This window comes from Nitrospinota bacterium (assembly GCA_016217735.1).
GTDB lineage: Bacteria > Nitrospinota_A > UBA7883 > JACRGQ01 > JACRGQ01 > JACRGQ01.
In genome coordinates this window covers 1-25581 of record JACRGQ010000043.1, presented here as the reverse complement: position 1 = coordinate 25581, position 25581 = coordinate 1, and the positions used below count along the sequence as shown (strand labels likewise).

The window sequence follows — 25581 nt, the reverse complement described above, 5'->3', positions numbered from 1 at the left end:
GGTATGCAATACATGATGGATTTCGTCGTTCACAGCGATTACTGCATGAAGCTGCTGATGGTCATCAGCATCGCCTCGATAACGGTCATGGTGGCGAAAATCGCCGAGTATAAAAAAATCGGCGAAGAGGTGCGGGCGCTCGACCGGATAACCGGGCTGGGCCAGACCGGGCAACTGCCGGAAGGGATTATTAAAAAAACGTTCGGCGAGATAGCGGCATACGGCAATGGCGCATCGCTGGAGCCGTTTATCCAGACCAAGCTGGCCGCGCTGGACGGCAAGCTGATGGCGCGGGTCACCATCCTCGGCCTCATCGCCACGCTCGCGCCGATGATAGGTCTTATCGGCACGTTCATCGGGGTCTTCCACGTGTTTGAGGGGGTTTCGTCCTTGGGCCTGACCGATCCGAAAGCCGTCGCGCACGGCATCAAAGAGGTGCTGCTGGATACGGTGGGCGGGCTGGTGGTGGCGATCCCCGCCATGGTGGCCTACAAATCGTTCGAGGTACACGCGTCAAAGGTCTCCCTCGCGGTGGAGGAAAAACTCTACCGCCTCCTGGGGGGCGTTTCCGCGCCGGAACAGGGGGAACAGCCGTGAGACGCAGGAGAAGGCCCGAGTTCCACATCGAGATCGCCCCGGTGAACCTGATCGACCTCGTGCTGATTCTCCTTATTTTCTTCATCACCACCACCACGTTCCTGAACCTGAAGCTGATAGAGATGACGTTTCCCGAAGCCTCCAGCGCCGCCGCGCCGGATCAGGCAAAGCCGAAAACCGTCATCAACATCGATGGGCTGGGAACAATGTATATCGACCAGCGGAAGGTCTCGCGCGAGGAACTGGAAAACGCCGTGCAAGGCCTCCCTCCCGAAGCGGAGGTGCTGCTGGGCGCGGACGAGAATTGCCGCCACGGCGATTTTATGGGGGTGATAGACGCCCTCAAGGGACGCGGCATACACAACATCGACATCATCACCCGGCCGAAAAATCCCGCTTGATGGGGCATGGAGGACACGATGAAAAGAGTTAAAGCCGTCTGGTTCCCCGCCGCCGCCGTTTCGCTGGCGGTTCACTGCGCCGTGTTCGGTTGCGCCGCCTGGGCGCTGGGCGCGAAAAAAGATTATCTGCCCACGGAGGTTTACCGCTTCCGGGAAGCGCCGATGGCCGTGCGCAGGGCGGCGCCCGTTTCCCATACCTCCACGGCGTGCGCTCCGGTGCCGCCGCCAAAGCCGGCGAAACCCCTCCCCAAACCGGAGCCGGCGCCCGTAAAGCCGGAGCCGGTGGAACCCATCGTGGCGAAGGCGGAACCCCCCGCGCCGCAACCGGAGACCCCTCCCGCTCCCGAAGTGGTCGCCCAGAATGCGCCCCCCGCGCCGCGGACGGAGAGCCTGCCCCCGGGACCCGCGTATCAGGAGACGGAGCAGCTGTCCAACCTCCCCTATTTCCGCACGAACGTAAAACCGGTCTATCCCCGGACGGCGCTCAGGTCGGGACGGAAAGCCCGCGTGGTGGTGGAAGTTTTTATCAACGAAAAGGGCGGCGTGGATGACGTCCGCATCGCCCAGAGCGGCGGCGAGGATTTCGACGCCGCCGTGATAGCCGCCCTGAAGCAAAGCCAGTTCGAGCCGGGATACATTTCCGGCAGGCCGGTCGCCGTTCGGGTGCGGATACCGTTCAACTTCCGCGTCGGCTAACAGGTTGTCGAAAACCATTCTTGTCATTCTGAGCCAAAGGCGCGGGAGCGGCGGAGAGAAGATGCGGCGGCGAAATGCAATGGAGCCAGCCGCGTACAAACCGCCGCGGAAACGTCCTGTAAGGGCGAAGAATCTATTTCCGGAAAGGGATTCTTCGTCGCTTCGCTCCTCAGAATGACACGGGGGTTTTTCAACGCCCCGATAGAAAGGGATCGCCTGGATTTTATTCCGCCCCCCGCCTTGGCGCGGGGAGCGGATTGCGTTTCAGTTGTTATGCGGCGACTTTGCGGCACTCCGCGATGCATTTCTTGCACGACTCGGCGCAATCCATGCACTCTTTATGCTTCTCGAATTTCCGGCATTCCTTCTCGCTCTCCTCGCACACCTTTATGGTGAGCCGCGCCATTTCCTTCACGCTGGCCGAATCAAAGGAAGAAAACGACCCCAGGGCGGTGCAGGCGATCTTCAGCTCGTTCATTTTGGCCGCGCATTCGGCAAGCGATTTGTCCCCTTTGCCCAACTCCACCAGGCAGTGCCGTATCCCCGTTTCGGCGGCTTGAACGCAGTCGAACGCGGAAGCGGCCAACGCGGCGGTTCCCGGGGCGGCGGCGTGGTGTTCGTGCCCCTTCTCGGCGGCGAAGGCGATACCCGAAGTGGCGGCGATGGCGGCGATGCCGCCGAGGGTGGTAAGCATTTCACGTCTGTCCATAAATCCTCCTGCTGATAGTGTTGGTTACTTTTCCGCCGCCGCCCGGCTCCGCTAACGCGGGCGCATCAGGCGCGGCTTTGCCAAAAACGTGTACATATTTAAAGAGGGCATGCCGCGCGGGGGGGCGGGGATCGGGTTCCGGCGGGTTTCTTTGCGGGTGGAGCCGATGGGGAGCGGCATTCACCAGCCGTCCGCCGGCGCGGGGCTGGCCGGCGGAAATGCCCAATGCGTTGTCGTCGTTGGTGGAAAGGCGGTTGCTGAGGCCGGTGGAGAGCGGGCCATCGGCCTTGATGCAGCACCCTTCCATGTTGCACTTGGGCATCATGCTTGCCTTGATTGTGCGGGGCTGGCCCGGATGATTCGGACAGGGCGCGGCTCCGGCGGCCGGGACGCTTTCGACCGGTTCGGCGCGCGCGGCGTGATTGGCGGCATGACTTTGTTCGTGGCGGCAGTTGGCCGCGGCCGCCGCGGATAGCGGCATGAGCAGCAGGAGCGCGAACGCCGGGAAAACCCACCTCACCATTGTCAATCCACTATAAGGCCGCGCTGTCGGCGAGTCAAACCGCGCCCCAGATTGGTGTCTCAGTTTGAAAAACAGCTTCAAACTTAATCAGCTTGGTGGCGCGGACACTCTTGTCCGCGTTGCGCCTGCAAGGCGCAAATTCTTGCAAACGCAGTTCGCGCGTCCCGGCAGACGCGCCGCGGGCAGGAAAGGAGGAGCGGAATGGAATTTCTCAATCCGCTCCGGAAATGGCCTATAGGCCGTTGCCCGTGCCACCGTTGGGAAGGGCAACTCCGAAAAATTCAAATTGAGACACCCCCCAATCTCCAGTGCATCGGCTTATGGCCGCCCATTTAAAATCAGACGAGGACGCCCCGGTATTCCAACTCGGCCCGGCGCGCTCCTTCCACCCAGGCCGACCAGCGCTTTTCCAGTTCCTCATCCGGGAAGCCGAACTTAAACCAGAGGGAAAGCCCTATGCGCGGGGGGGCGCCTTCAAGGTCGGGAACAAAACCGACGCAATCGACCCGGTTTTCGAATACGCCGGTTTTCCCCCAGGTTTCAAAGCGGAGTCCATGCACCTCGAATTTTTTGGGGGTATCCATTTCCACCCGCGCGCCATGCTTCGATATGGTGATGGGGGCCGCGGTTCGCTCTTCGCCGTTCATGAATTCAACCAGCACTTTCATTTTCACGCGGTCGGCGAAATACCGGTTTTCATGCCGCCGGTTCTTGGCCCGGCGCATTTTTTGTCCGCCCCAATAGTGGCGCAGCAGCGGGTTCATCCGCGTCCGCATGTCGTCCGCCACAAAGGGTTTTAGCAGGTAGTTGTCCACCCCCTCGTAGAGGGCGTTGTTCACGTCGCGCGCCAGCGATTCGCCGGTAGTCATGATAACGGGCAGGTCCTTTATGAACGGCTTGGGGGAATTGCGGATGGCGCGCACCACCTCGATGCCGGGAACCTTCGGCATGTTCCAGTCCAGCAGAACAAGGTCGATATGCCCGGGCAAGGCATCGGGCTGGTTCATAATGGCCGCCAAGGCTTGATCCCCGTCATAGGCCCGGAAAACGGAATTGGATTTTCTCTTGAACGCGCAAATGGAGACCAGCATGTTTTCGATGGTTTTCACCATGTTCTTCTGGTCGTCAACGATGAGAACCTTCATCGCCGCCAACTTGCGCAGAAACTCAAGATCGTTCAAATCACCCATGTGTTAATTCTATCATCCGCGTGAAAACATTTCAGGCGGGCTTGGGCGCCTTTTGCCGCAATTCAAACGCCAGGCAGGATGCGCCGGAATTTTGCAGAACATCCAGTTGCGGGCGGCGTTTGCTCTTGAAGCCGATCGCCCGGCAGCCGTATGGAAATGCCACGTCCCATGTGATGTGGTAATGGGCACATTCCAAACAGTTGGGCGCTTGCGGCTCTGATTCCAACATCGGCTCGGCGATCCCTCCCCTCTTCCGTTAATGATCAGCGCAACTATAAATTGTTTGGAGGACGCTAACAAACAAAAATGGCCGCCATTTTCACCTGCCGCCCCCTCTCCCCGCCAAAGAACTGTCAACGCGATCTGGCGGTTTTGGCGGAATTGGTGGATTTGGAGCATTCGTGGGCGGGCCGGGCGGCCCTACCCCCTCCCCTCCCCCACGTTTTTCAACCGGGCGCACGGTGAAAGATTTGGCGCGGTTGGCGGTTTTGAAAGAATTGAAGGCAAAATAAACGCAAAAAACGCCCCCCGAAAATCGCCGTTCCGCCAAGAACCTAAAAAATAAGGTTCCCCCCTCCCCTCCCCGCGCGGTAAAATCCCGGAATGCTGCTGATGGTCGATAACTACGATTCGTTCACCTACAACCTCGTCCAGTACTTCCTCGAACTGGGGCAGATGGTGGAGACCTTCCGCAACGACGCCATCACCGTGGCGGATATAGAGGTTCTAAAGCCGGACTATATCGTCATCTCCCCCGGTCCCTGCACGCCCAACGAGGCGGGTATATCGCTCGCCGTGGTGGAAAAGCTGCAAGGGAAGTTCCCGATACTGGGGGTCTGCCTCGGCCACCAGTCGATTTGCCAAGCCTTCGGCGGAAGGATCGTAAAGGCCAAAAAACTGATGCATGGAAAAACATCGAACATCCTCCACGACGGCAGAACCATATTTTCCAACATTCCCAGCCCCTTTACCGCCACCCGATACCACTCGCTGGTGGCTGAAAGGGAGAGTCTGCCGGACGATCTGGAGATATCGGCCTATGATGATGAGTTGCACGAAATCATGGGCGTTAGACACAAAACCTTGCCGATTGAGGGGGTGCAGTTCCACCCGGAATCAATACTTACAAACCACGGGAAAGGTATTTTAAGTAACTTTTTGACCATATATGGGGCAAAAGTATGATTAAAGAGGCTATAGCGAAGGTTATTGACCGCCTGAACCTGTCCGAAGCGGATATGGTTCAGGTTATGGATGAGATCATGACAGGGGCCGCCACCCCCGCCCAGATCGGCGCCTTTTTGGTGGCACTCCGGCTGAAGGGGGAGACGGTGGACGAGATCACCGGGGCGGCGCGGGTGATGCGGGAAAAGGCGGTGAAGATCGATACCCCCAAAGGCCAGACGGTGGTAGATACCTGCGGCACCGGCGGTGACTCGGCCGGGACTTTCAATATTTCCACCACCGCCGCGTTCATCACCGCCGGCACAGGGCTGATTGTGGCAAAGCATGGGAACAAGTCGGTCTCCAGCAAATCAGGAAGCGCCGACCTCTTGCAGGCGCTTGGGGTGAATATCGAGGCGGAGCAGAGCCGGGTGGAGGAGTGCCTCCGGCAGTGCGGCATAGGCTTCCTTTTTGCCCCGATGATGCACGGCGCGATGAAATATGCCATCGGCCCCCGCAGGGAGATAGGCGTAAGGACGATATTTAATCTTTTAGGCCCCCTCACCAACCCGGCCGGAGCCGAAAACCAGGTGATTGGGGTCTATTCCGACGCCCTCACCGAGCCGCTGGCCAACGTATTGAAAAGACTTGGCTCAAGGCATGTTTTTGTGGTGCATGGACACGATGGGCTGGATGAGCTAACGCTCACGACTACAAGCAAGGTGAGCGAATTGAAAGATGGAAAAGTAACGACTTACGATTTCGATCCCCAAAAGCACGGTTTTTCCTGTTGCAAGCCGGAAGATTTAAAAGGGGAAGACCCCCAAGCTAATGCCCGGATAACCCTTAGAATTTTAAAAGGGGAGGAAAAGGGGCCAAAAAGGGATATCGCCATCATGAATGCAGCCCTTGCCATTATGGCTGGCGGCAAGGCAAAGGATTTTAAAGAGGCTGTTGCATTGGCCGATACCTCAATAACTTCCGGCGTTGCCATCAAAAAGCTTGATGAAATGAAACGGTTGACCAATTAGCCTCTAAGCATTTCATGATAACAGCTTATTTAAAGTGTTTATTAATGCATATATGAGTATTTATTCCCGTTTTCTTAACAATTTATGAGTGTTGCTTATCTTTTGGTCAGTATTGTGTGCAATGTTAACTAAATGTTTGGTGTTGATGTCGTCGCTATATTGATTTTGGTCATTATCGATCTTTGAAAGTTTAAATATATGTCAATTGACATATATTTTGTGGTTCGGATGGCAATTCCGGCTGGTCTTTTCAACGGCCATTTTTGTATTTCGGTGCACCTAAAAGCATCCTGATAAATCCCAAGATATAATAATACTGGCCGTAAAATGCTATATGTTGACATATTATATGTCAACATATTTATAGTCGGATCGGCCATTTTTTACCCTAGTCTAATGGCTTTGTTAAAATCCTTTTCCCTCTAAATCAGGATGCTGGAATGGCGCTAAACATGGTGTTGGAGTTGCTAAATCCAGCCAATACAACCAGCCTGCGACAAACAAATATAATAAACAGATAATGCTGACCCTTTGGTTTGTAATAGCCATAAAACGCAATTAATATGGTTTTTGAGCCCATATAAATTACATTATGTTCTTATTAATAGTTTATTTTGAGATTGGTATCTACCATTTCCAATTAAGCAATATCCGGAAGCGGGCAAATTCACTGTAAATTGCCATCAAAAGATTGACGTTTAGTCTCATTGGTCTTATCCAATAACAATGACGAACTTTAACAACTATACAACCAAAGCGGCCGAGGCGATCCAAGGGGCAATGCAGCTTGTGGGGAAGCTATCCCATCAGGCGATAACCCCCCTGCACCTGCTCCTCACCCTCATACGGCAGGAGGGGGGGCTTGTTCCGACCCTTCTGACCCGGCTGGAGGTCTCGCCCGAAAAGCTCGCGGAAGAGGTTAAAGCCGCACTTGAGTCCATGCCGCGCGTGACCGGTGTCGAGGGCAGCTACCTTTCCCCCGAAGCCAAAAAGGCTCTGGAGGGAGCGGAAGCGGAGGCGGCCCAGCTTCACGACGAGTACATAAGTACCGAACATCTCCTTTTGGGGATGCTGGCTCAGCCAGCGGTGAAAAAACTCCTCAAAATAACCCGCGACGAGGTTTTAAAGACTCTTGCTTCCGTCCGGGGGAGCCAGCGTGTGACCGATGCCGACCCGGAGGGGAAGTATCAGGCGCTTGAAAAATACACCGTCGATCTCACCCGGCAGGCAAAACAGAACAAGATAGACCCGGTGGTGGGGCGGGAGGATGAGATTCGCCGGGTTATGCAGATACTCAGCCGCCGCACCAAGAACAACCCCTGCCTGGTGGGGGAGCCGGGAACCGGCAAGACCGCCATCGTGGAGGGTTTGGCCAAGAAGATCGTGGAAGGGGACGTCCCCGCCACCATTAAAAACAAGCGGTTATTGTCGCTTGATATGGGCGCGCTCATCGCCGGTACCAAATACCGGGGTGAATTTGAAGACCGGCTTAAAGCGGTCATAAAGGAAATTGAATCGGCGGAAGGGGAGATAATCCTCTTCATCGACGAGTTGCACACTATTGTCGGCGCCGGCGCGGCGGAAGGCTCGATGGACGCGGGCAACCTATTGAAACCGGCCCTTGCACGGGGCAAGCTGCACACCATCGGTGCCACCACGCTGAAGGAGTACCGCAAATACATCGAAAAAGACGCCGCCCTAGAGCGCCGGTTCCAGCCGGTGATGGTGGAGGAGCCTTCTGAAAAAGACGCCATCTCCATCCTGCGGGGAATTAAGGAGAAATACGAATTGCACCACGGCGTACGCATCCGTGACAACGCCATTGTGGCTGCGGTTACCCTTTCGGCCCGCTATATTTCCGACCGTTTTTTGCCGGACAAGGCAATCGACCTGATGGATGAGGCGGCCAGCGGCCTCAAGATGGATCTTGAAAGCCGCCCCGCCGAGTTGGATCGGCTCGACCGCAAAATACGGCAGATGGAAATTGAACGCGCCGCCCTTAAAAAAGAGGCCGACGAAGCGAGCAAAAAGCGTCTGGAAGAGCTGGAAAAGGAGTTGGCCCAATCTGCCGAGGAGTTAAAAACCGTTGAACTTCAATGGCGGAACGAAAAGGGGGTTATCGACGCCATCAAGAAGGCGAAGGAGGAGATCGGCCGCCTGAAGGACGAGGCCGAAAAGGCCGAGCGGGCGGGCGAACTTCAAAAAGTTGCCGAGATACGCTACGCCAAAATTCCCGAGCAGGAAAAACTGATGCGCGAGACGCAGGCGAAGCTCGGTGCGCTGCAGAAAAACCGCTCCATTCTCAAGGAAGAGGTGACGGAAGAGGATATCGCCGCCGTGGTTTCCCGTTGGACCGGCATCCCGGTTACCCGGATGTTGATGGAAGAGAGCCAAAAACTCACTCACCTCGAAGAGGAGCTTGCCCGGCGGGTAGTGGGCCAAAAACAGGCAATTAAAGCGGTCAGCAACGCGGTGCGCCGCAGCCGCGCCGGGATACAGGAAGAAGGGCGTCCAATGGGGAGCTTTATTTTCCTCGGGCCGACCGGCGTGGGAAAAACCGAGCTGGCCAAAGCCTTGGCGGAATTTTTGTTCAACGACGAGCGGAACATCATCCGCGTTGATATGAGCGAATACATGGAAAAACATGCCGTTGCGCGGCTTATCGGTTCGCCCCCCGGCTACGTGGGGTACGAAGAGGGGGGACAGCTCACCGAGGCGGTGCGCCGCCATCCCTATAGCGTGGTTCTTTTCGACGAGATCGAAAAAGCGCATTCCGATGTCTTCAATTTGCTGTTGCAGGTGCTGGATGAAGGGCGGCTCACCGATGGCAAGGGGCGGACAGTCGATTTCCGCAACACGGTGTTGATAATGACCTCAAACATCGCGGCGGAGCAGATCGCCGAATTTAAAGACGATGCCAAGCGGCAGCGCGAAGAGGTGTTCGCCGCGTTGCGCCGTCTTTTTCGGCCCGAGTTCCTCAACCGGATAGATGATACCATCATTTTCCAACACCTTGGGCGCGAAGAGTTGGCCGAGATCGTCCAAATACAGGTGGCGCGGGTTGCTAAACGGCTGGATCAAAAGAAGATAGCCCTGCGCCTCACCAAGCGTGCCACCGAGCGCCTAGCCGTGGCGGGCTACGACCCGGCCTTTGGCGCGCGGCCGCTCAAGCGCGTCATTCAGAACGAGATTCTGGATGAGTTGGCCCTGCGCATCGTGGAAGGAAAGATCGGCGAAGGAAGCAACGTGCTCATAGACTACAAAGATGGATGGGTGATAACGGCTTAATTACTTTGACCGTAATCTTAACCGGAACGCCATCAAATCGTAACCGCCGCCGCCGTATCATGGCGGCATGAATAAGGAAACGCTCGAACGGCAAAGCGCGAGCCTCTCCATCGTCACCCACGATCTGAAATCGCCGATGGTGGCCATCATCGGCTGTTCCCGTTTCCTCCTGCGCGATATGCGGAACAAGCCGCACGATCCCAATTGGCTGCTTATGGTGGAGCGAATGGTGAGGGCGGGGGAAGGGATGCTGGAACTCATAGAAACCATTCTCGCGATGGGAAAGATGGAAGCGGGAAAAGAGCATGTGGAACCGGCATGGACCGCGGACCTCGCCGGCGAACTGCGGGAGACCGCCAAAACTTTCGAATACGAAGCGGGAGCAAAAAATATCCGGCTCTCGGTTGACACACGGACGCCGTTGCCGCCGGTTTTTTGGGACATGATGCGGCTGCGCCACCATGTTTTCAATAACATCATTTCGAACGCCCTCAAATTCACCCCGGCGGGCGGCAGCGTAACACTTTCAGTGGAGCAGCGGGATAACCTGATAAATATCCGCGTGGCCGATACCGGCCCCGGTATTGCGCCGGAGGAGCGGGAAAAAATATTTTCCCGTTTCGAGCAGGGGAGCATGACCTCAAAGCGGGTATTCAACGGGGCTGGCCTGGGCCTCTACAACGCGCGCCTTTTTGTGGACCGGCACGGCGGAACAATCGCCGTGGAAGACTCCCGCGAAAAGGGGACGGTCATCCTTATCTCGCTGCCGCTGGTGAAGACCGACGCTACCGCGCCCGCGATGGCGTAGTCCAAAACGCTTCTTTCCCCCACTCTGTGCTATTGATACAATCGTTTCCATGAACAGATTTTGGAGCGAGGGGCTAAGAACCCTCAAACCCTATGTGCCGGGGGAACAGCCGAAAGAGGGGAGCGTCATCAAGCTCAACACCAACGAAAACCCCTATCCCCCCTCGCCGCGCGCCATCGCCGCCATAAAGGAAGCGGCGGACGCGGGGCTGCGGCTCTATCCCGATCCGGACGCCTCCGCGATGAAAGCGGCCATCGCCCGCTACCACGGCGTGAAGGCCGAAAACGTCTTCGCGGGAAACGGCTCGGACGAGGTGCTGGCGGTCGCGTTCCTCGCGTTCTTCCGCAACAAATTGCCGCTGGTTTTTCCCGACATCACCTACAGCTTTTACCCGGTCTACTGCGAACTGTTCGGCGTGCCGTTCACCACGTTTCCGATTACCGATGATTGGCAGATCGATCCCGCCCGCGCCCCCGCCAAAAACGGCGGCGTGCTTTTCGCCAACCCGAACGCCCCCACCGGCTGCTTCACGCCGGTGGCCGAAATCGACACGCTGCTGCAACGCAACACCGATACGGTGGTGCTGGTGGACGAGGCATACGTCGATTTCGGCGGCGAGAGCGCGATACCGCTGGTGAACAAATACCCGAACCTGCTGGTGACGCAGACGTTTTCCAAATCGCGGTCGCTGGCGGGGTTGCGCGCCGGGTTCGCCGTCGGCCACGCCGAATTGATAACCGGCATGGAGGCGGTGAAAAACTCGTTCAACTCCTACACGATGGACCGGCTTGCCATCGCCGGAGCCGCCGCCGCGATGGACGACAAGGACTATTTTGAAAAGTGCCGCGCGGCCATCATCAAAACACGCGAAGAAACGGTTACCATCCTAAAAAAACATGGATTCGAAGTGCTCCCCTCGAAAACGAACTTTGTCTTCGCCCGCCACCCCCGCCACGGCGGACAGGAATTGTATGACGCGCTACGCGCCAAAAACATTTTGGTGCGCTACTGGAACAAGCCCCGCCTATCGGATTTCCTCCGCATCACCATCGGCACCAACGATGAGATGGCCTCCCTCGCATCCGCCCTGCGCGACATCCTCGCGTAAACTTTTATTGAGAGAACCTTTTTGTAAAAAGGCTCTCTCAAACTCTCTCCAAAAACTTTCTATCTTCCCGAAAAAGCCCCCTTAACAAGGGGACTTTTTCGGGAACACAAAGTCTTTGAAGGGGGTTTTGGGGGAAATCTTTCTACAGAAAGTTTCCCTCAAAAAAGCTTTCAGGCGGGCTGTCAGGCCAGCAGGGCGGCCACGTCTTTTACCGTTACCATTGCTGAAAGAAGGAGCAGAAAGACCATCCCGGCGTTGTTGACCAGCGCAAGCGTCCGTTCGTTGAACGGCGAGCCTTTGAGACGTTCGGCGGCGATCATGACGATCTGGCCGCCGTCCAGCGCGGGGAGCGGCAGAAGATTCATGATGCCGAGGCTCAGGCTCAGCACCGCCACGAAATAAATGATGCTCCAGACGCCAGCGATAGCCGCGGCACCGGCCATTGATGCTATGCCGACCGGACCGGAAAGCCCGTCAAGCGAGCCGGTGCCGACAAGGTGGTATAGAAACCGGCCTGCCGCAACAAATGCGGTGTGCATGAGGGCGGCCGATTTCGCCGCCGCCGCGGGAAGCGGCATCCCGTCATGGAACATGAAATAGAGGGGAAACAGTATTCCCGCGAAAACGATATTAAATGCCGGACCGGCGGCGATCACGAAAAGTTTTTGCCGCGATGAAAGGGCGCCGAATCCGCCCGGCTCGTCCCCGCCGGAAAAACCGACAAAGCCGCCTATCGGCAGCAGCCGGATGGTGAATTCGGTTTCGCGGTGCCGGAAGAGGGTGATGACGCGCGGGCTGAACGGAAAGCCGATGGCGAATTCCCCCACCAGCAGGCCGCACCGGCGGGCGGCGAAAAAGTGCCCCAATTCATGCACGATAACCGCCGCGCTGAACACGGCCATAAACCAGAAAAACGATGTCATCTTTTTCTCCCGCCAATACCAATACTTGTATGCCGTGGCCGCCCGCGCCGGCCGCTTGCCGTTATTCGATATCTTTCTTCATCCGTTGATATTCCTCGCGGCTGATTTCCCCGCTGGCGTAGCGCCGGTCGAGAATTTCCCGCGCGTTTTCCCTCTTGTGCGTTCGATGGCCGCCACACATAGGCCAGCCGCTTCCACGGAAGAGGAAGAGCAGCATCACGATGAAAAAGAGCAGCGGGAATATCCACATCCACGGAAACCCATACCACGGTTCATGCATCCACATAATAATGTTACCTCTTGTGAATTGAGTAAAATTATATCATGAGGCCCAGACGGGAGGGGCGGCGGCGTTCCCTTCGGTGGAGGCGCGGCGGAAGATGCGGTTCTTGAATTTGGCGGCGAGAAGGCGCATTTCCTTTTTGCCGCGTATCATCGTCAGATAGCGCCATGCCACATGCGGGCGGAAATAAAACGCGCGGTACGCGCGGCGGTGCCACCGCTCCATCTCTTCCACGCCGATGCCGCGCGGATGGTATACCAGATGCTCCACCGATTGGTTGCCCCACGCGGGGGTGAATTCCGGCTCGTGTTCGGCGAGGTAGGCCGCCACTTCCGTTCCCGGCGTGGCGCGGAACGGCGCGAAGACCGCCATATCAAGCGGCAGGCGGCAGGCGAGGTCGATGGTAGCCCGCATCGTCTCGCGCGTTTCGGTGGGATAGCCGAGGATAAAGAACCCCTGCACCAGCCAGCGGGTGTTTGCTTTGATGAGCTTTATCTTCTCCTCCACCAACGCGACAGTGACCCCCTTCTTCATGAACGCCAGCATTTGGTCGCTGCCGGCCTCGATGCCGACGGAGGTGCCGTAGCAGCCCGCCTGCTCCATTGCGCCCAGCAGTTCCGCGTCCAGCGTATCCAGCCGTGTACCGTACGGTGTGGCCCAGTGGATTTTGAGGTTTCGTTTTTGCAAATTCTCGCAGAAGGAATAGACGTACTTTTTGTTGATGGTGAAGATGGAATCGGTGAGGTGTATCTCGTCCACGCCGTATTCGTTCACGAGGAGCGCGATTTCATCCATCACTTTTTCCACGGGGCGGTAGCGGACGTTGCGCCCCGCCACGATGAAATCGGAGCAAAAAGTGCATTTGAACGGGCAGCCGCGGCCGACCGATATCGGCGCGGTCACTTTTCCTTTGCTGAAGAACCAGAGGTCTTCGTGTCCAACATAGCGGCGCGGATCGATAAGGTCCCATGCCGGAAGCGGCAGCCGCTCGAGATCGAGGAACGACTTGCGCGCATTCACCCGTATCACGCCGCCATCGCGGAAAGCGATAGCCTCGATATCGGCCACGCTTTTCCCCTCGGCGAAGGCGCGGGCCAGCGCGATCACCGCCGTATCCCCCTCGCCGATAATGCCCACGTCGGCGGCGGGGCAGCTTTTGAGAGCGTCTTCCGGGGCATAGGTTGGATGGGGCCCGCCGATGATTATCTTGGTTTGCGGCAGCGCCTCGCGCACGGCGTTCAGCACCTCGTTCGCCTCGGGCAGCGAGGTGGAAAAAACTTTTACGCCGACGAATAGATACGGTTCGCGCCGCAGCCGCTCGATGAATCCCGCGCGGGAAAAGCCGTCGCGCCGCACGTCGATAAAATCCACGTCGAACCCCGCGCCGCGCAGGGCGGATGCAAGGAAGCCGATGCCGAGATCAGGCGTAAGCTGTTTCGTGGCGTTGGTCGGCGGGGCCACAAAGAGTATTTTTGCTGCCATCGCTCAAGTGTAAGGGCGGCGCGGGAACGTTGCAAGGCGCTGTCTCAGTTTGAAATTACCGCTTGAATGGATAATGGGATTGCTTCGCTCACGCTCGCAATGACAGTGATTGGTCATTGCGAGGCCATCGAAGATGGCCGCGGCAATCCCAAACTGAGGCACCGACCCGACGATAAAGGGGCTATACGCCTTTGTCGCGGTTTTCCAAAAACGCGCGGCAGGCTGTCACAAAATCCGTGGCCATCCTAAGCGCGGTGGCGGCATCTTCCGCAGTGCTTTCAGGAACCGCCATGTAATCAGCTTGCGACCGTTGATAGAACAAATCCAGCGCCAAACGATGGTACCTCTTATCCAAAAGGCCCGGAGCGGAGATATGCTCGCCGAACGCCGACCAAAGCGAGTGATGTGAACCCCTTTCGATATTGATCGCCATTAAAAGACCCGTCGCCGCGTGAAAGGTAGCGTAATAGGAACGACTTACCGAATCGGCAAAATGCCCATTGCCGCACAATTCTCCCGCGCCACGCCAAGAAGTTCAGCCGCGCGGTCAAGGTGCGCGGCGGTTTCCCTTCTCATGCAAAAACGCCTTCGCGGGCGATGCTCCTGAAAATAGCCAGCGGCTTTTCCTGGTATTCCTCGACCGAAAGGAAAAAGGGGACTATAAGGTAGCGCCCTGTCAGGCACATATCCGAAAATATTCCCACTGTCCTATGAGTTTCAGCAGTGCGATCCACCTTGCCCGCCAGCACTATTGCCACGTCAATATCGCTGTCATCCCGCGCGTCATCCCGCGCATATGATCCGTAAAGGTATACGCCTTTCAAGCGGTCTCCATATGTGCGGTCAAGCTCGACATGAAGCTTCCGGACAATCCGCAGCACTTCCTCTTTTGAAAGCTTTTTCATCGACACAGTTTACCATATGCGACGGCCCCTTTTTTTTGGCGGGGGGCCGCTATACAATGTCGCCATGCGTTTAAAAAATATCGCGGCGTTGGTGGGAGGGGTACTCACCGGTGACCCGGAAAAGGAAGTTAACCGCTGTTCGTCGCTCGCCAGTGCGGGATCGGACAGCATCGTATTCATTGAAAATAAAAAGTTCATTGAACAGCTCGGCGCGCGCCGTCCCGCCTGCGTCATTGTTCCCGCGGGCATACGGCTGGAAGGGGTCAACACCATCGAGGTGAAAAACACACACATCGCCTTCGCAATAGTGTTGGACGCGCTGCATCCGGAAAAAAGGCCGCCAGCCGGGATTCACCCTTCCGCCTCCGTCCACCCGGACGCGAAGCTGGGTAACGGATGCCATATCGGCCCCTGCGTCTGCATCGGCGCGGGGGTGCGGCTGGGCGATAACGTCATTGTCCACCAGTCGGCTTCCATCGGTGAAAACACACAGATCGGCGATGGAGGCATCATCCACCCCAACGTAACCATCTATCCCAACGCCGTTGTCGGCAAACGGGCCATCATCCACGCCGGCGCGGTTATCGGTGCGGACGGTTTCAAATACCTCGTTGGGGAAAAAGGGCGGCGGATCAAGGTGCGCCACATTGGCCGCGTGCGGATAGGCGACGACGTGGAGATCGGCGCGAATTCCTGCATCGACCGGGCGATGCTGGATGAAACGGTGATCGGCGACGGCGTGAAGATCGACAATCTGGTGCAGATCGGCCACAACTGCGTCATTGGCGAACAGACCGTGATCGCCGCCGGATGCGGCGTCGCCGGTTCCGTAACCATCGGCAAAAATGTCACTATTGGCGGGCTGGCCGGGATAGCCGACCACGTAACCATCGCCGACAACACCTTCATCGCGGGAAAAACCGGCGTCACCGGCGACATCGGCCCCGGCATCTTCGGCGGCGCCTACGCCATGCCGATCAACGAATGGCGGCGCGCCGAGGTTGCCTACCGGCGCGGAGCTGAAACATTGCGCCGCCTCTCGGCGCTGGAAAAGAAAGGGGAATAACCGCTCATGGACATCAAGGACATCATCGCAACCCTCCCGCACCGCTACCCGTTCCTGCTCATCGACCGGGTGCTGGAGATGAAAGAATTTGAACACATCAAGGCGGTGAAGAACGTCACCATCAACGAGCCGTTTTTCACCGGCCACTTCCCGGGGCAGCCGATCATGCCGGGCGTGCTTATCATCGAAGCGATGGCGCAGGCCGCCGCCTACCTCGCCATCAAAAGCGCCAAGGACATCCCCGGCAAGAAGATACCGCTCTTCGCCGGCATCGACGGCGCGAAATTCAAGCGCCCCGTCGTTCCGGGGGATACCCTCATCCTCGACCTGAAGGTAACGAAAACCCGGCAACGCATCTGGTGGCTGGCGGGCACGGCGCACGTGGGGGACGAACTCGCCTGCAAAGCGGACATCACCGCCGTGTTGAGCATCGAAGAATGAGCATCCATCCCACGGCCGTTGTCCACAAGGACGCGCGCATAGACGCAGCCGCGACGGTCGGCCCCTTTGCCATCATCGGGGGCAACGTCGAAATCGGCCCCCGGTGCGCCATCGGCCCGCACGTCTGGTTGGATCACGCGCGCATCGGGGAGGGAACAAGGATCGGCGCCAGCTCGCTCATCGGGGGGGATCCGCAGATGCTGAACTGGAAGGAAGTCCCCTCCCTCGTCCGCATCGGCGCGAACAACGACATCCACGAGCTTGTCACCATGCATCGGAGCAAGGACGAAAACGGCGTGACGGTGGTGGGCAACGATTGCATGATCATGACCAATACGCACATAGGGCATGACTGCGCCATCGGCGACAACGTGATCATCACCACCTATGCCGGGCTATCCGGCAGCGTGACGGTGAACAACCACGTTATCATCGGCGGGCAGGTGGGCATTCACCAGTTCGTGCGGATAGGCGAATACGCGATGATCGGCGGGATGGCCCGCATCGTCCAGGATGTGGTTCCCTATATGCTGGCCGAAGGGAGTCCCGCGCACATCCGCAACTTCAACGTGGTGGGGCTCAAGCGGAAGGGCTTTTCAGAAGCGGCGCGGGCGGAGATAAAACAGGCGTTCAAAATCCTCTTCGCCGGGCGCGGCAATCTGAAGACCGCCAAGGAAGGGCTGGCGGCCCTGCCGGACGAAAGCGGGTATATTAAAAAAATCATCGCCTTTATCGGCGACAGCAAGCGCGGTATCACCACCGGCAAAAACAGCCGCGAAGAACCCGAAGCATAACGCCTCTTTGCGTTGCCTGTTTTCCCCAGCGTTCCACCATCCCGACAAGTAAAAAAACCCGCCGGTTCCAGTGGGGGGAATCCGGCGGGCGGGGAGGAGGTAGAGACTTATTGAACGGTGAACGCCGTCCAGCCGGCCTGGGAAATGGTGCCGGTGGCGCTGGCGGTTTCAACGACGGCGTTATAGGCGCCAGCCGCCAACGCCGTGGCGGCCGGGGCGGTGCCGATCAGCGTTACCGTGGCTCCCGCGGCCGTCTGATCGCCCAGGTTCACCGGACTGTTGATGCAGTTGGTGCCAACGGTGGCGCATTTAAGGCCCCACTTGATGGTGGTGGAGCCGGCCAGCGTTACATAGACCTTATAAACGGCGGAGGCCGGTATCCATGTGAAGGTCGGCGTGGTGGTGGCGGTAATGGTGGCCGGCGCGGCGCTGACAGTAAAGGCCACGGTGTAGGTTGCGGTCTGGCCGGTGGTGGTCGTCGTGGTGGAGGTGGCGGTTGTGCCGGTGGTCGCCGTGGTGGCGGTTGTGCTGGTGGTTATGTTGAGTTCGCCGGTATTGTTGTCGGCGCTGGTCTGTGCGTGCGAAAGCTCGTTGTCCGACGTTGATTCTATTTCATCATCGTTACCACCCGCATTGGATGAGGATGTGCCGCACCCGGTTAAAAGCCAGCCCGCGGCAATGCCGGCTAACAGAACCGGGCCGAAGCGGGAAATATTGTTTCTCATGTTTTCTCTCTCTCAGGTTTTTGTTATGTTCCGGTTTTTCATGTTGCTCACCCCATTGTGAAAGCACTCTTCATGCCAGCAAATAAACCCCTTGCAAAACATGGGTTTTGGCTATTCATGCGCAGCATGTCCTCCGCGGGGTCAAGGACACCTGTTGTGAATCGGGACAGCGGGATATGCCTATCCATTTAAAAAAGAAGATGTGGGCAGGCCGCAAAATCAGCTACAATTCTTTGTTCGAAAACCAACTTTTCAGGAGACCATGAAAGTTCATGTTTAAAACTATCGAGAGCGTCGTTGAGCGAATCCTGTGGGAAAGCAGGCTGGTAATCATCTTTGCCGTAGCCGCCTCCATCCTGTCGGCAATGCTGCTCATTTTCATCGGCACATACGATGTGTACAAGGTCTTCGCCGAGCTGTTGCACACGGCCGCCGAAGGGATGGAGGAATTCCACGCCCTTGCGGTGACGCATATCATCGCCGCGGTGGACAGCTATCTCATCGCCACGGTGCTCCTCATCTTCGGGATGGGGCTGTACGAGCTGTTCATCAGCAAGATAGACATCGCCGAAGCGGACACCAAATCGTCGCGCATCCTTGTCATCCACGATCTCGATCAACTGAAGGAAAAACTGGCAAAGGTCATCTTGCTGGTGTTGATAGTCACTTTTTTCAAGCACGCCGTCTACTTCAAATATGAAGATGTGCTGAGCCTGCTGTACCTCGCCATCGGCATCTTCCTTATCGCGCTTTCCATCTATCTGACCCACAAGGGACACGGCGGCAATAAAGGGGAAGACCACTGATGATGGAGTTCATTTCCGGCGCCGTGCCGTTTATAATGCATATCGACGCGCACCTTGGCGCGTTGGCGCAAGACTACGGCGCGTGGACCTATGCCATCCTCTTTCTCATCATCTTCGCAGAAACCGGCCTGGTGGTGACGCCGTTCCTCCCCGGCGATTCGCTGCTCTTCGCGCTCGGCGCGCTGGCGGCCGGCGGCGCGTTATCGCACGAGACGCTGTTCTTTTCGCTGGTGGCGGCGGCCACGCTGGGGAACATCACCAACTACGCCCTCGGCGGCATCATCGGCCCCAAGGTGTTCAAATGGCGCTGGGTGCCGTTTTTGAAGGAAGAATATCTCGACCGCACGAAACTTTTTTATGAAATGCATGGCGCCAAGGCGGTGATTCTGGCCCGCTTCATGCCGCTCTTCCGCACTTTCGTGCCGTTCGTCGCCGGCATCGGCGCGATGAATTATCCGAAGTTCCTCATCTATTCCGTTGTGGGCTGCCTGGCGTGGATAGGCTCGCTGCTCTACGGCGGCTACTTTTTCGGCAACATCCCGGTGGTGAAAAACAACTTCGGGCTGGTCGTCGTTGGCATCATCGTGATTTCGTTCATTCCCGCCGCGGTGGAATTTTTCCGCAACCGCCGCCTCCCCAAGCGCGCGTAATCCACTGTTTGACCATCTCCCACAATGCCGATAGTATTAACTGCATGGGAATTGACCAGAATATTATTGACGTTATAACGAAAAGGATACTTTCCGTCACAAAACCGCGCCGCATCATCCTGTTCGGTTCCGCCGCCACGGGCGCCATGACAAAAGACAGCGACATCGACCTGCTGGTGCTTGAAGACCATCCCCAAAACGCCCGCAAAGAGATGGTGCGGATAGGGGGCGCGCTACGCGGCCTTGAATTTCCGGTCGATGTGATGGTCATGTCCACCGTCCGCTTTGAAGAGAGCAAAGGAGTGGTTGGAGGGCTGGCCTATCCCGCGCACAAGTACGGCACGGTAATCTATGAAGCCGCCTGAACAAGTTAAAAGGGAAATGGTTCGGGAGTGGCTGGAAAAAGCTGACAAGGACTTGGCTTTGGCCACCCACCTCTTGAACGAAAATGCGCCCTTCCCTGAAGCCATAGCCTTCCATGCCCATCAAGCCGCTGAAAAATACCTGAAAGGGCTGTTGGTTTATCTTCAAATCGAATTTTCAAAAACGCATAATCTGGGAAAGCTTCTCGACCTTATATCAGCCAAAAATCCTTCCCTCGCCGGTTCTCTGGAAGAAATAACAGTCCTTAATCCGTATGCGGTGGAGTTCCGTTATCCCGGCCCATTGGATATAACCCTTGAAGACGCCCAAAAGGCCGTGCAACTTGCCGCCAAAACAGGAGATGCGGTTAAAGGAACGATTGGTTGATATTATGAAAGAAAAATTTCCAACCAAAGAACGGATTCTTGATTCGATAAACAGCTTAGCAGAAAGACTGGGCCGAACCCCTTCCCGAAGGGAGTTTAAAGAATTTTCAAAGATAGCTGATTGGCATATACAAAAGTATTTTACAAGCTGGAATGAAGCTGTCCGTACGGCAGGTTTCAAGCCAAATGAAGAAAACATAAAATTGGATGACAATGTTTTGCTTGAGGATTGGGCAAAACTTGTAAAAAGAAAAGGGAAAATACCCACCACTAATGAATACCGGAGAGAAGGAAAATACAGTCAGGTGTTGTTTTGGAAACGATTTGGAAATTGGAGTGGCATACCTGACAAATTCAGGGAATTTGCTGAAAACAAACCCGGATTTGAGGATGTATTGGCTTTGCTGCCCGAAAGCAAGCCTCTTGAGAAAAAATCCAATTCTGACGCCATCACAATAAGCAACACTTCTAAAAATCCAAAACATTCCAAATTGGATGACAGAACCACCTATGGAAATCCTTTGGACTTCCGGGGACTTCGCCACGAGCCGGTTAACGAAAACGGAGTCATTTTCATATTTGGCATGGTGGCAAATGAACTTGGCTATTCCGTGGAGGCAATACAGCCCGGGTTCCCCGACTGTGAGGCCAAGCGCCGCATCCCCAATGGCCGATAGCAAAGGGTGAAAATCGAATTCGAGTTTGAAAGCCGCAACTTTAAAGAGCATGGTCATGCACCGGATGGATGCGATGCGATGTGATTGTTTGCTGGCATCACAATTGGAGCGATTGCCCCCCTCATCTGGAAGTCATAGAACTAAAAAAGGAGATACAAAATCTTTCGGCGGTGACGGGCGCATAAATCCCGCCGCGGTGGAATTTTTCCGCAACCGCCGCCTCCCCAAGCGCGCGTAATCCGTTTGACTTCCTCCCGCAACACTGATATGTATGCCACTAAAGGTCTCGATGTAACGCCCGTTTTGCCGGGGCAAATTGGACTAATAAGGTGGAATTGGAGGTATTTATGGCATTTATTCCCTGGGAAGAAAAATACAGCGTCGGAATAAAAAGCATCGATGACCAACACAAAAAGCTCTTCGGCATGGTAAACGAGTTGAGCGAAGCGATACCGCAAGGAAAAGGCAAAGAGATCACGGGGAAAATACTCGACGAGCTGGTGAAATACACCGTCTCGCATTTCGCCACCGAAGAAGAGTATTTTAAAAAATTTGCCTATCCCAACACAGCCGCGCACAAGAAGGAACACGACGAACTGACGAAGCAGGCCTCCGATGTTCTGAACAATTTTAATAGCGGAAAAGCCGTGTTATCGATGGCCGTCATGGTTTTCCTGAAAGACTGGCTGTACAACCATATCCTCAAGACGGATATGCTGTACAAGGATTATCTGATCGGTAAGGGTGTGAAGTAAAAGTTCCCGGAAAAAAGCCCGTCTCCCGTGGTGACGGGCTTTTTTTTAGTTCAGCAAGTGCCCCGTTTTCTTTCGGCGCGGCGGTGTTATAATTCCCCCCATATGCAGATAGAAGGAAAACCGCGTGTAGGGGTTATCGGCACCGGACGAATGGGGCAGTTCCACGTGAATGTCCTTTCCGAAATGCCGGAAGTGCGGCTTGCCGCCGTGTCGGACGTCAGCGCCGTCCGGGGCCGGGCCGTCGCCGACAAGTACCGCGTTCAATACTTTGCCGATTACCGCGAGATGCTTCCCCATGTGGACGTGGTCTGCGTGGCGGTGCCCACCCCCCTGCACCACGCGGTCGGCATGGCGGTGCTCGGCGCGGGCAAACACGCCATCGTCGAAAAACCGGTTTCCAACAATTACGAACACGCCAAAGAGCTGTTCGATCTCGCCGCCGCCAAGGGGGTGGTGCTGCATGTGGGGCACATCGAGCGCTTCAACGGCGCGGTGCAGGAACTGCACAAGATCGCCCCGGAGCCGCTGCTCATCCAGTGCAGCCGGATGGGGCCGTTCGACCCGCGGGTGAAAGACGACAGCGTGGTGCTCGACCTCATGATCCACGACATCGACATCGTGCTGGGCCTCGTCAATTCCGAGCCGGAGCGGATACACGTCATCGGCGCCAAAGTCTTTTCCCAAATGGAAGACGTGGTGGACGTGCAGGTGAAATTCGCCAACGGCACATTGGCCACCTTCACCGCCAGCCGGGTGACGCAGCACAAGTCGCGCATGATGACCATCTCCTGCAAGGAGCATTTTGTCAGCCTCAATTTCGCCGACCAGGAAATCCATGTACACCGGCTGGCCCGCGCCGCCACCGAGGTGAGCCGGCAGGAGCTTAAATACAAGGAAGAATCGACCTCCGAACGGATCTTCGTCCACCGCGACAACCCGCTCCGCCTCGAACTGCGCCACCTCATCGCCTGCGCGAAAGGGGAAGCCGACCGCAGGGTAAGCGTGGAAGACGAACTCCGCTCGCTCAAGCTGGCGCTCCAGATACTTGATCTTTGCCGCGGCGGAAAGTAATGGAGCCTCTCGGCCTTATCGCCGGCGGCGGCTCGCTTCCCCGTATCGTCTGTGAAACCGCGCATCAACGCGGCCGTCCGGTTGTTGCCGTATGCTTCCAGGCGGAATCGGCCGACGCGCTCAACGGCCTCGCCACGGTGCATCGTTGCGGCCTCGGGCAGGCCGAAAAGGTGATAGGCGTTTTTAAAGACGCCGGTGTGCGCGAAGTGGTGCTCATTGGAAAAATCGAAAAGACGGCGATTTTTGAAAACCTGAAGTTCGATCTGCGCGCCGTGAAAATGATGGGGCGCCTGCTGCAAAAGGACGACCGTTCCATCATGACCGCCATCATCGCGGAACTGGAGGGGGAGGGGATGACTGTGGCCAAACAGACCGACTGGCTGCCGGCCCTCATCCCGCAAAAGGGGATTTTAGGAAAAATCGCGCCGTCCGCCGCGCTGGCCGGGGAATTTGAACGCTCCATGGCGCTTTGCCGCGAGCTGGCCGGCAAGGAGATCGGCCAGACCATCATCGTTAAAGAGGGCGTGGTGCTCGCCGTGGAAGCGGTGGAGGGAACCGACGAAGCGATCCGCCGCGGCTGCGGGCTGGGGGGAAAAGGAACGGTGATGATCAAGGCGAGCCGCCCGAATCAGGACCGCCGCTACGACATCCCCGCCGTGGGGGAACGCACCGTGCAATTGCTGGCCGAGTGCGGCGCGGCCGCGCTTGCCGTGGAGGCTGGCGGCGTGGTGGTTATCGATCTTCCCGCGGTAATTGCTTTTTGCGATAGGCACAACATCGTGCTGGCCGCCGTATAAGGGCGCGGCACCAGTGGATTCAAAACATAGTGAAACCGGCATCGTCTGGCGCACCCGCTCCCTGATCCTCGTCGGCGCATTCACCCTTTACCGGCTCACGGTGATGGGAACCACCGGCCTGGGGGACAGCGAATCGTATTACTGGACCTGGTCGCGCCACATGGACCTGAGCTACTACGACCACCCGCCGCTGGTGGCGTGGCTCATCCGGTTTTCCACCGCCATCCACGGCGATACGCCGTTTTGGGTGCGTTTCCCCTCGGCCATTATCTTCATAGGCGTCTGTTGGCTTATCTACAAAACCGCCCACGACATCTTCAACAGCCGCGAGACCGGCTTTTGGGCGCTGCTGCTGTTCAACGTGTCGCCGCTGTTCGCTTTCGGCGCGCTGCAGATGGTGCCGGATATCCCGGCCGCATTTTTCTGGATGCTCTTCGTGAACCTCGCTGCGAAGGCGGTGCGCGAGGACAAGCCGCTCCTCTGGTATCCCGCCGGCCTCGCCATCGGCGTGGGGCTGTTGGGGAAATACATGCTGGCGCCGCTCGTTCCTTCCGCATTGCTGATGCTCGGCTTCCACCCCAATCTGCGCCACCACCTGAAAAAGCCGCATATTTACCTCGGCGGCGTGCTGGGGCTTGCCGCCTTCGCGCCGGTGATAGCCTGGAACGTGATCAATAATTTCCCCTCGTTCAAGTTCCACCTTGTCGACCGCAACGTGGAACGGCATTTTGGGTGGAAACACTGCGGCGAGTTTTTGGGCGGGCAGGGGCTGTATATGTCGCCGCTCATCTGGTTCGGATTGTTGTATGTGGCGTACCGCGCCGGCAAATCGCTCTTCGCCGAACGCGATACGCGCTTCGTGCCGATCTTCTGGCTCGGCGTGCCGCCGCTCGTTTTTTTCTACTACATCGGGCTTTGGTCGCACACTTCCGAACCGCACTGGGCGGCCTTCGCCTACCTCACGCTCTACATGGCGTGGGGACACTACTTGACCGTGCGGCGCGAACAATGGAAAAAATTCAGCTATGCCGCCATCGGACTTTCCGCCGCGCTGGTCGCCGCAGCCTACATCCATGTGTTTTACCCCATCCTGCCGTTGAAGCCGAAGTACGACATCATCAACGAGCTGCACGGCTGGCCCGAAGTGGGGCATGCGGTGGAAGGGGAATTTGCGGCGCTCCCCGGCGCACACGGAAAATTCGTGATGGCCCACCACTGGGTGATGTGCTCGCAACTCGCCTTCGCCACGCACAACAAACCGCCGGTCTATTGTCTCAACGGGTCAACCGACCAGTTTGATTTCTTTCCGGATAAAATCCCCCCCGCCGGGGCCGATTTCATCTTCGTGGCGGACAACCGTTTCGAGGAGCCGCCGGACGCGTTCTACCTTTTCGATAGGGCGGAAAAAACGAAAGAGATTACCATCAATCGCGGCGGCCAGCCGGTGCGCCAATTCACGCTGTACCGCGTCTACGGCTTCCGCGGCGAAAAGTAGTTTTCCGATGGCGGCAACGGTGCCCAAGGTGCTGGAAAGCATGAACGTTTCGGTGACGCAAAGCGGCGCGAACAACGCGGTGATAAGCGGCGCTGACGCGGCAACGGTGCGGGCCAATGACGTTCTTATATTGGACAACCCCTATGGCCAGTCGCTAAAAAAAGTCATTGTCGCCAAGACCGGGGCAGGGAGTGGAGCACTCCCCACAAATACCACCGTCAGGGAATCAGCTTTGATGTGAACCATGCCAACGGCGCCGGTAATGCGACTGATGAGGTTGCATTGGATGACCTAAGTGAAAGCGTTGGTTGCGAGCGTTGGGAATGGCCGACTTTAATTCACTACGAGTGCAAGAATCCCTGGGATGGAGGGTTGCCCCAATGAAACGGTTATTGCTTATTCTCTTATTTGCCTTTTTTACCGACCACGCAGATGCGGCAACCTATT

At 57.0% G+C, this 25581-nt stretch carries 30 protein-coding genes; 21 read left to right on the top strand and 9 right to left on the bottom strand.

Annotated elements, in window-relative coordinates; translation table 11 throughout:
* Window positions 1-3 precede the first annotated feature (3 nt).
* The 3 genes from HZA03_07160 to HZA03_07150 are packed head-to-tail and all read left to right on the top strand — an operon-like array spanning window position 4 to window position 1694.
* Window positions 4-597 (top strand): MotA/TolQ/ExbB proton channel family protein, encoded by a 594-nt coding sequence (locus HZA03_07160; GenBank protein MBI5637729.1) that lies wholly within the window; start codon window positions 4-6, stop codon window positions 595-597.
* Window positions 594-998 (top strand): biopolymer transporter ExbD, encoded by a 405-nt coding sequence (locus HZA03_07155; protein MBI5637728.1) that lies wholly within the window; start codon window positions 594-596, stop codon window positions 996-998. Before HZA03_07160 ends, HZA03_07155 begins: the two co-directional genes overlap by 4 nt.
* Before the next feature lie 18 nt (window positions 999-1016).
* A complete protein-coding gene (locus HZA03_07150) occupies window positions 1017-1694 on the top strand; it encodes an energy transducer TonB (GenBank protein MBI5637727.1) in 678 nt (225 codons plus the stop codon).
* A 271-nt stretch (window positions 1695-1965) separates the two neighbouring features.
* Here HZA03_07150 and HZA03_07145 read toward each other — a convergent pair whose 3' ends face one another.
* From HZA03_07145 to HZA03_07135, 3 genes are all read right to left on the bottom strand, one after another.
* Window positions 1966-2403, bottom strand: a complete 438-nt coding sequence (locus HZA03_07145; protein ID MBI5637726.1) for a four-helix bundle copper-binding protein — start codon at window positions 2401-2403, stop codon at window positions 1966-1968.
* Window positions 2390-2926, bottom strand: a complete 537-nt coding sequence (locus tag HZA03_07140; protein MBI5637725.1) for a hypothetical protein — start codon at window positions 2924-2926, stop codon at window positions 2390-2392. The genes HZA03_07145 and HZA03_07140 overlap by 14 nt, the downstream gene beginning before the upstream one ends.
* A gap of 338 nt (window positions 2927-3264) precedes the next feature.
* Entirely contained in the window at window positions 3265-4116 is an 852-nt protein-coding gene (locus HZA03_07135) for a response regulator (GenBank protein MBI5637724.1), read from the bottom strand.
* Between the two features lie 603 nt (window positions 4117-4719).
* Here HZA03_07135 and HZA03_07130 point away from each other — a divergent pair.
* The 5 genes from HZA03_07130 (at window position 4720) to HZA03_07110 (ending at window position 11515) form a co-directional block, all read left to right on the top strand.
* Window positions 4720-5301, top strand: a complete 582-nt coding sequence (locus HZA03_07130; GenBank protein MBI5637723.1) for an aminodeoxychorismate/anthranilate synthase component II — start codon at window positions 4720-4722, stop codon at window positions 5299-5301.
* Complete coding sequence (gene trpD, locus HZA03_07125) at window positions 5298-6311, top strand: anthranilate phosphoribosyltransferase (protein MBI5637722.1); 1014 nt, start codon at window positions 5298-5300, stop codon at window positions 6309-6311. Before HZA03_07130 ends, trpD begins: the two co-directional genes overlap by 4 nt.
* A 726-nt stretch (window positions 6312-7037) precedes the next feature.
* A complete protein-coding gene (gene clpB / locus HZA03_07120; GenBank protein ID MBI5637721.1) occupies window positions 7038-9599 on the top strand; it encodes an ATP-dependent chaperone ClpB in 2562 nt (853 codons plus the stop codon).
* A 67-nt stretch (window positions 9600-9666) separates the two neighbouring features.
* A complete protein-coding gene (locus HZA03_07115; protein ID MBI5637720.1) occupies window positions 9667-10407 on the top strand; it encodes a HAMP domain-containing histidine kinase in 741 nt (246 codons plus the stop codon).
* Window positions 10408-10456: 49 nt separating this feature from the next.
* On the top strand, window positions 10457-11515 hold the full coding sequence (locus tag HZA03_07110; GenBank protein MBI5637719.1) for a histidinol-phosphate transaminase: 1059 nt from the start codon (window positions 10457-10459) through the stop codon (window positions 11513-11515).
* 182 nt (window positions 11516-11697) lie between these two features.
* Here HZA03_07110 and HZA03_07105 read toward each other — a convergent pair whose 3' ends face one another.
* The 5 genes from HZA03_07105 to HZA03_07085 form a co-directional block, all read right to left on the bottom strand.
* On the bottom strand, window positions 11698-12438 hold the full coding sequence (locus HZA03_07105) for a site-2 protease family protein (protein MBI5637718.1): 741 nt from the start codon (window positions 12436-12438) through the stop codon (window positions 11698-11700).
* 61 nt (window positions 12439-12499) lie between these two features.
* Window positions 12500-12724, bottom strand: a complete 225-nt coding sequence (locus tag HZA03_07100; protein ID MBI5637717.1) for an SHOCT domain-containing protein — start codon at window positions 12722-12724, stop codon at window positions 12500-12502.
* Window positions 12725-12760: 36 nt separating this feature from the next.
* The gene (locus HZA03_07095) at window positions 12761-14203 is read right to left on the bottom strand and encodes a cobalamin B12-binding domain-containing protein (GenBank protein ID MBI5637716.1); all 1443 of its coding nucleotides are present in this window, start codon (window positions 14201-14203) and stop codon (window positions 12761-12763) included.
* A gap of 181 nt (window positions 14204-14384) precedes the next feature.
* Window positions 14385-14714 carry a HEPN domain-containing protein gene (locus HZA03_07090; GenBank protein MBI5637715.1) on the bottom strand — a complete coding sequence of 110 codons (330 nt, stop codon included), beginning with the start codon at window positions 14712-14714 and terminating at the stop codon, window positions 14385-14387.
* 61 nt (window positions 14715-14775) lie between these two features.
* Window positions 14776-15108, bottom strand: a complete 333-nt coding sequence (locus HZA03_07085; protein ID MBI5637714.1) for a nucleotidyltransferase domain-containing protein — start codon at window positions 15106-15108, stop codon at window positions 14776-14778.
* A 64-nt stretch (window positions 15109-15172) separates the two neighbouring features.
* On the opposite strand from HZA03_07085, the gene lpxD reads away from it, so the two are divergent.
* The 3 genes from lpxD to lpxA are packed head-to-tail and all read left to right on the top strand — an operon-like array spanning window position 15173 to window position 17409.
* Complete coding sequence (gene lpxD / locus HZA03_07080) at window positions 15173-16174, top strand: UDP-3-O-(3-hydroxymyristoyl)glucosamine N-acyltransferase (protein ID MBI5637713.1); 1002 nt, start codon at window positions 15173-15175, stop codon at window positions 16172-16174.
* A gap of 6 nt (window positions 16175-16180) precedes the next feature.
* A complete protein-coding gene (fabZ, locus tag HZA03_07075) occupies window positions 16181-16615 on the top strand; it encodes a 3-hydroxyacyl-ACP dehydratase FabZ (protein ID MBI5637712.1) in 435 nt (144 codons plus the stop codon).
* A complete protein-coding gene (gene lpxA / locus HZA03_07070; GenBank protein ID MBI5637711.1) occupies window positions 16612-17409 on the top strand; it encodes an acyl-ACP--UDP-N-acetylglucosamine O-acyltransferase in 798 nt (265 codons plus the stop codon). The genes fabZ and lpxA overlap by 4 nt, the downstream gene beginning before the upstream one ends.
* 107 nt (window positions 17410-17516) lie before the next feature.
* Here the strand turns inward: lpxA and HZA03_07065 are convergent, their stop codons facing one another.
* A complete protein-coding gene (locus HZA03_07065) occupies window positions 17517-18134 on the bottom strand; it encodes a hypothetical protein (protein ID MBI5637710.1) in 618 nt (205 codons plus the stop codon).
* 272 nt (window positions 18135-18406) lie between these two features.
* Between HZA03_07065 and HZA03_07060 the strand changes: the two genes are divergently transcribed.
* The 10 genes from HZA03_07060 to HZA03_07015 all read left to right on the top strand — a co-directional run bounded on the left by HZA03_07060 (window position 18407) and on the right by HZA03_07015 (window position 25375).
* Window positions 18407-18940: a YqhA family protein gene (locus HZA03_07060; GenBank protein ID MBI5637709.1), complete on the top strand. Its 534-nt coding sequence runs from the start codon at window positions 18407-18409 to the stop codon at window positions 18938-18940.
* Between the two features lie 2 nt (window positions 18941-18942).
* Window positions 18943-19590, top strand: a complete 648-nt coding sequence (locus HZA03_07055) for a DedA family protein (GenBank protein MBI5637708.1) — start codon at window positions 18943-18945, stop codon at window positions 19588-19590.
* Between the two features lie 44 nt (window positions 19591-19634).
* Window positions 19635-19955, top strand: coding sequence for a nucleotidyltransferase domain-containing protein (locus HZA03_07050; protein ID MBI5637707.1), 321 nt, complete (start codon window positions 19635-19637; stop codon window positions 19953-19955).
* Window positions 19942-20340, top strand: coding sequence for a HEPN domain-containing protein (locus tag HZA03_07045; GenBank protein ID MBI5637706.1), 399 nt, complete (start codon window positions 19942-19944; stop codon window positions 20338-20340). The genes HZA03_07050 and HZA03_07045 overlap by 14 nt, the downstream gene beginning before the upstream one ends.
* Window positions 20341-20344: 4 nt before the next feature.
* Window positions 20345-21016, top strand: a complete 672-nt coding sequence (locus HZA03_07040) for a hypothetical protein (protein MBI5637705.1) — start codon at window positions 20345-20347, stop codon at window positions 21014-21016.
* 347 nt (window positions 21017-21363) lie between these two features.
* Window positions 21364-21771, top strand: a complete 408-nt coding sequence (locus HZA03_07035; protein ID MBI5637704.1) for a hemerythrin family protein — start codon at window positions 21364-21366, stop codon at window positions 21769-21771.
* Window positions 21772-21873: 102 nt separating this feature from the next.
* Window positions 21874-22842: a Gfo/Idh/MocA family oxidoreductase gene (locus tag HZA03_07030; GenBank protein ID MBI5637703.1), complete on the top strand. Its 969-nt coding sequence runs from the start codon at window positions 21874-21876 to the stop codon at window positions 22840-22842.
* Window positions 22842-23639, top strand: coding sequence for a UDP-2,3-diacylglucosamine diphosphatase LpxI (gene lpxI, locus HZA03_07025; GenBank protein ID MBI5637702.1), 798 nt, complete (start codon window positions 22842-22844; stop codon window positions 23637-23639). Before HZA03_07030 ends, lpxI begins: the two co-directional genes overlap by 1 nt.
* 13 nt (window positions 23640-23652) lie before the next feature.
* Window positions 23653-25134, top strand: a complete 1482-nt coding sequence (locus tag HZA03_07020) for a glycosyltransferase family 39 protein (GenBank protein ID MBI5637701.1) — start codon at window positions 23653-23655, stop codon at window positions 25132-25134.
* Window positions 25135-25141: 7 nt separating this feature from the next.
* Complete coding sequence (locus HZA03_07015; protein MBI5637700.1) at window positions 25142-25375, top strand: hypothetical protein; 234 nt, start codon at window positions 25142-25144, stop codon at window positions 25373-25375.
* The last annotated feature ends 206 nt before the right edge of the window (window positions 25376-25581 follow it).

Coding starts and splice junctions, on each gene's coding strand:
- HZA03_07150 (MBI5637727.1), top strand. CDS start 1,017: ATGAAAAGAGTTAAAGCCGTCTGGTTCCCCGCCGCCGCCGTTTCGCTG.
- trpD (MBI5637722.1), top strand. CDS start 5,298: ATGATTAAAGAGGCTATAGCGAAGGTTATTGACCGCCTGAACCTGTCC.
- HZA03_07030 (MBI5637703.1), top strand. CDS start 21,874: ATGCAGATAGAAGGAAAACCGCGTGTAGGGGTTATCGGCACCGGACGA.
- HZA03_07115 (MBI5637720.1), top strand. CDS start 9,667: ATGAATAAGGAAACGCTCGAACGGCAAAGCGCGAGCCTCTCCATCGTC.
- lpxI (MBI5637702.1), top strand. CDS start 22,842: ATGGAGCCTCTCGGCCTTATCGCCGGCGGCGGCTCGCTTCCCCGTATC.
- HZA03_07050 (MBI5637707.1), top strand. CDS start 19,635: ATGGGAATTGACCAGAATATTATTGACGTTATAACGAAAAGGATACTT.
- HZA03_07095 (MBI5637716.1), bottom strand. CDS start 14,203: ATGGCAGCAAAAATACTCTTTGTGGCCCCGCCGACCAACGCCACGAAA.
- lpxD (MBI5637713.1), top strand. CDS start 15,173: ATGCGTTTAAAAAATATCGCGGCGTTGGTGGGAGGGGTACTCACCGGT.
- HZA03_07130 (MBI5637723.1), top strand. CDS start 4,720: ATGCTGCTGATGGTCGATAACTACGATTCGTTCACCTACAACCTCGTC.
- HZA03_07015 (MBI5637700.1), top strand. CDS start 25,142: ATGGCGGCAACGGTGCCCAAGGTGCTGGAAAGCATGAACGTTTCGGTG.
- lpxA (MBI5637711.1), top strand. CDS start 16,612: ATGAGCATCCATCCCACGGCCGTTGTCCACAAGGACGCGCGCATAGAC.
- HZA03_07160 (MBI5637729.1), top strand. CDS start 4: ATGCAATACATGATGGATTTCGTCGTTCACAGCGATTACTGCATGAAG.
- HZA03_07055 (MBI5637708.1), top strand. CDS start 18,943: ATGGAGTTCATTTCCGGCGCCGTGCCGTTTATAATGCATATCGACGCG.
- HZA03_07060 (MBI5637709.1), top strand. CDS start 18,407: ATGTTTAAAACTATCGAGAGCGTCGTTGAGCGAATCCTGTGGGAAAGC.
- HZA03_07140 (MBI5637725.1), bottom strand. CDS start 2,926: ATGGTGAGGTGGGTTTTCCCGGCGTTCGCGCTCCTGCTGCTCATGCCG.
- HZA03_07035 (MBI5637704.1), top strand. CDS start 21,364: ATGGCATTTATTCCCTGGGAAGAAAAATACAGCGTCGGAATAAAAAGC.
- HZA03_07135 (MBI5637724.1), bottom strand. CDS start 4,116: ATGGGTGATTTGAACGATCTTGAGTTTCTGCGCAAGTTGGCGGCGATG.
- HZA03_07045 (MBI5637706.1), top strand. CDS start 19,942: ATGAAGCCGCCTGAACAAGTTAAAAGGGAAATGGTTCGGGAGTGGCTG.
- HZA03_07110 (MBI5637719.1), top strand. CDS start 10,457: ATGAACAGATTTTGGAGCGAGGGGCTAAGAACCCTCAAACCCTATGTG.
- HZA03_07040 (MBI5637705.1), top strand. CDS start 20,345: ATGAAAGAAAAATTTCCAACCAAAGAACGGATTCTTGATTCGATAAAC.
- HZA03_07100 (MBI5637717.1), bottom strand. CDS start 12,724: ATGTGGATGCATGAACCGTGGTATGGGTTTCCGTGGATGTGGATATTC.
- HZA03_07145 (MBI5637726.1), bottom strand. CDS start 2,403: ATGGACAGACGTGAAATGCTTACCACCCTCGGCGGCATCGCCGCCATC.
- HZA03_07065 (MBI5637710.1), bottom strand. CDS start 18,134: ATGAGAAACAATATTTCCCGCTTCGGCCCGGTTCTGTTAGCCGGCATT.
- fabZ (MBI5637712.1), top strand. CDS start 16,181: ATGGACATCAAGGACATCATCGCAACCCTCCCGCACCGCTACCCGTTC.
- HZA03_07105 (MBI5637718.1), bottom strand. CDS start 12,438: ATGACATCGTTTTTCTGGTTTATGGCCGTGTTCAGCGCGGCGGTTATC.
- HZA03_07085 (MBI5637714.1), bottom strand. CDS start 15,108: ATGAAAAAGCTTTCAAAAGAGGAAGTGCTGCGGATTGTCCGGAAGCTT.
- clpB (MBI5637721.1), top strand. CDS start 7,038: ATGACGAACTTTAACAACTATACAACCAAAGCGGCCGAGGCGATCCAA.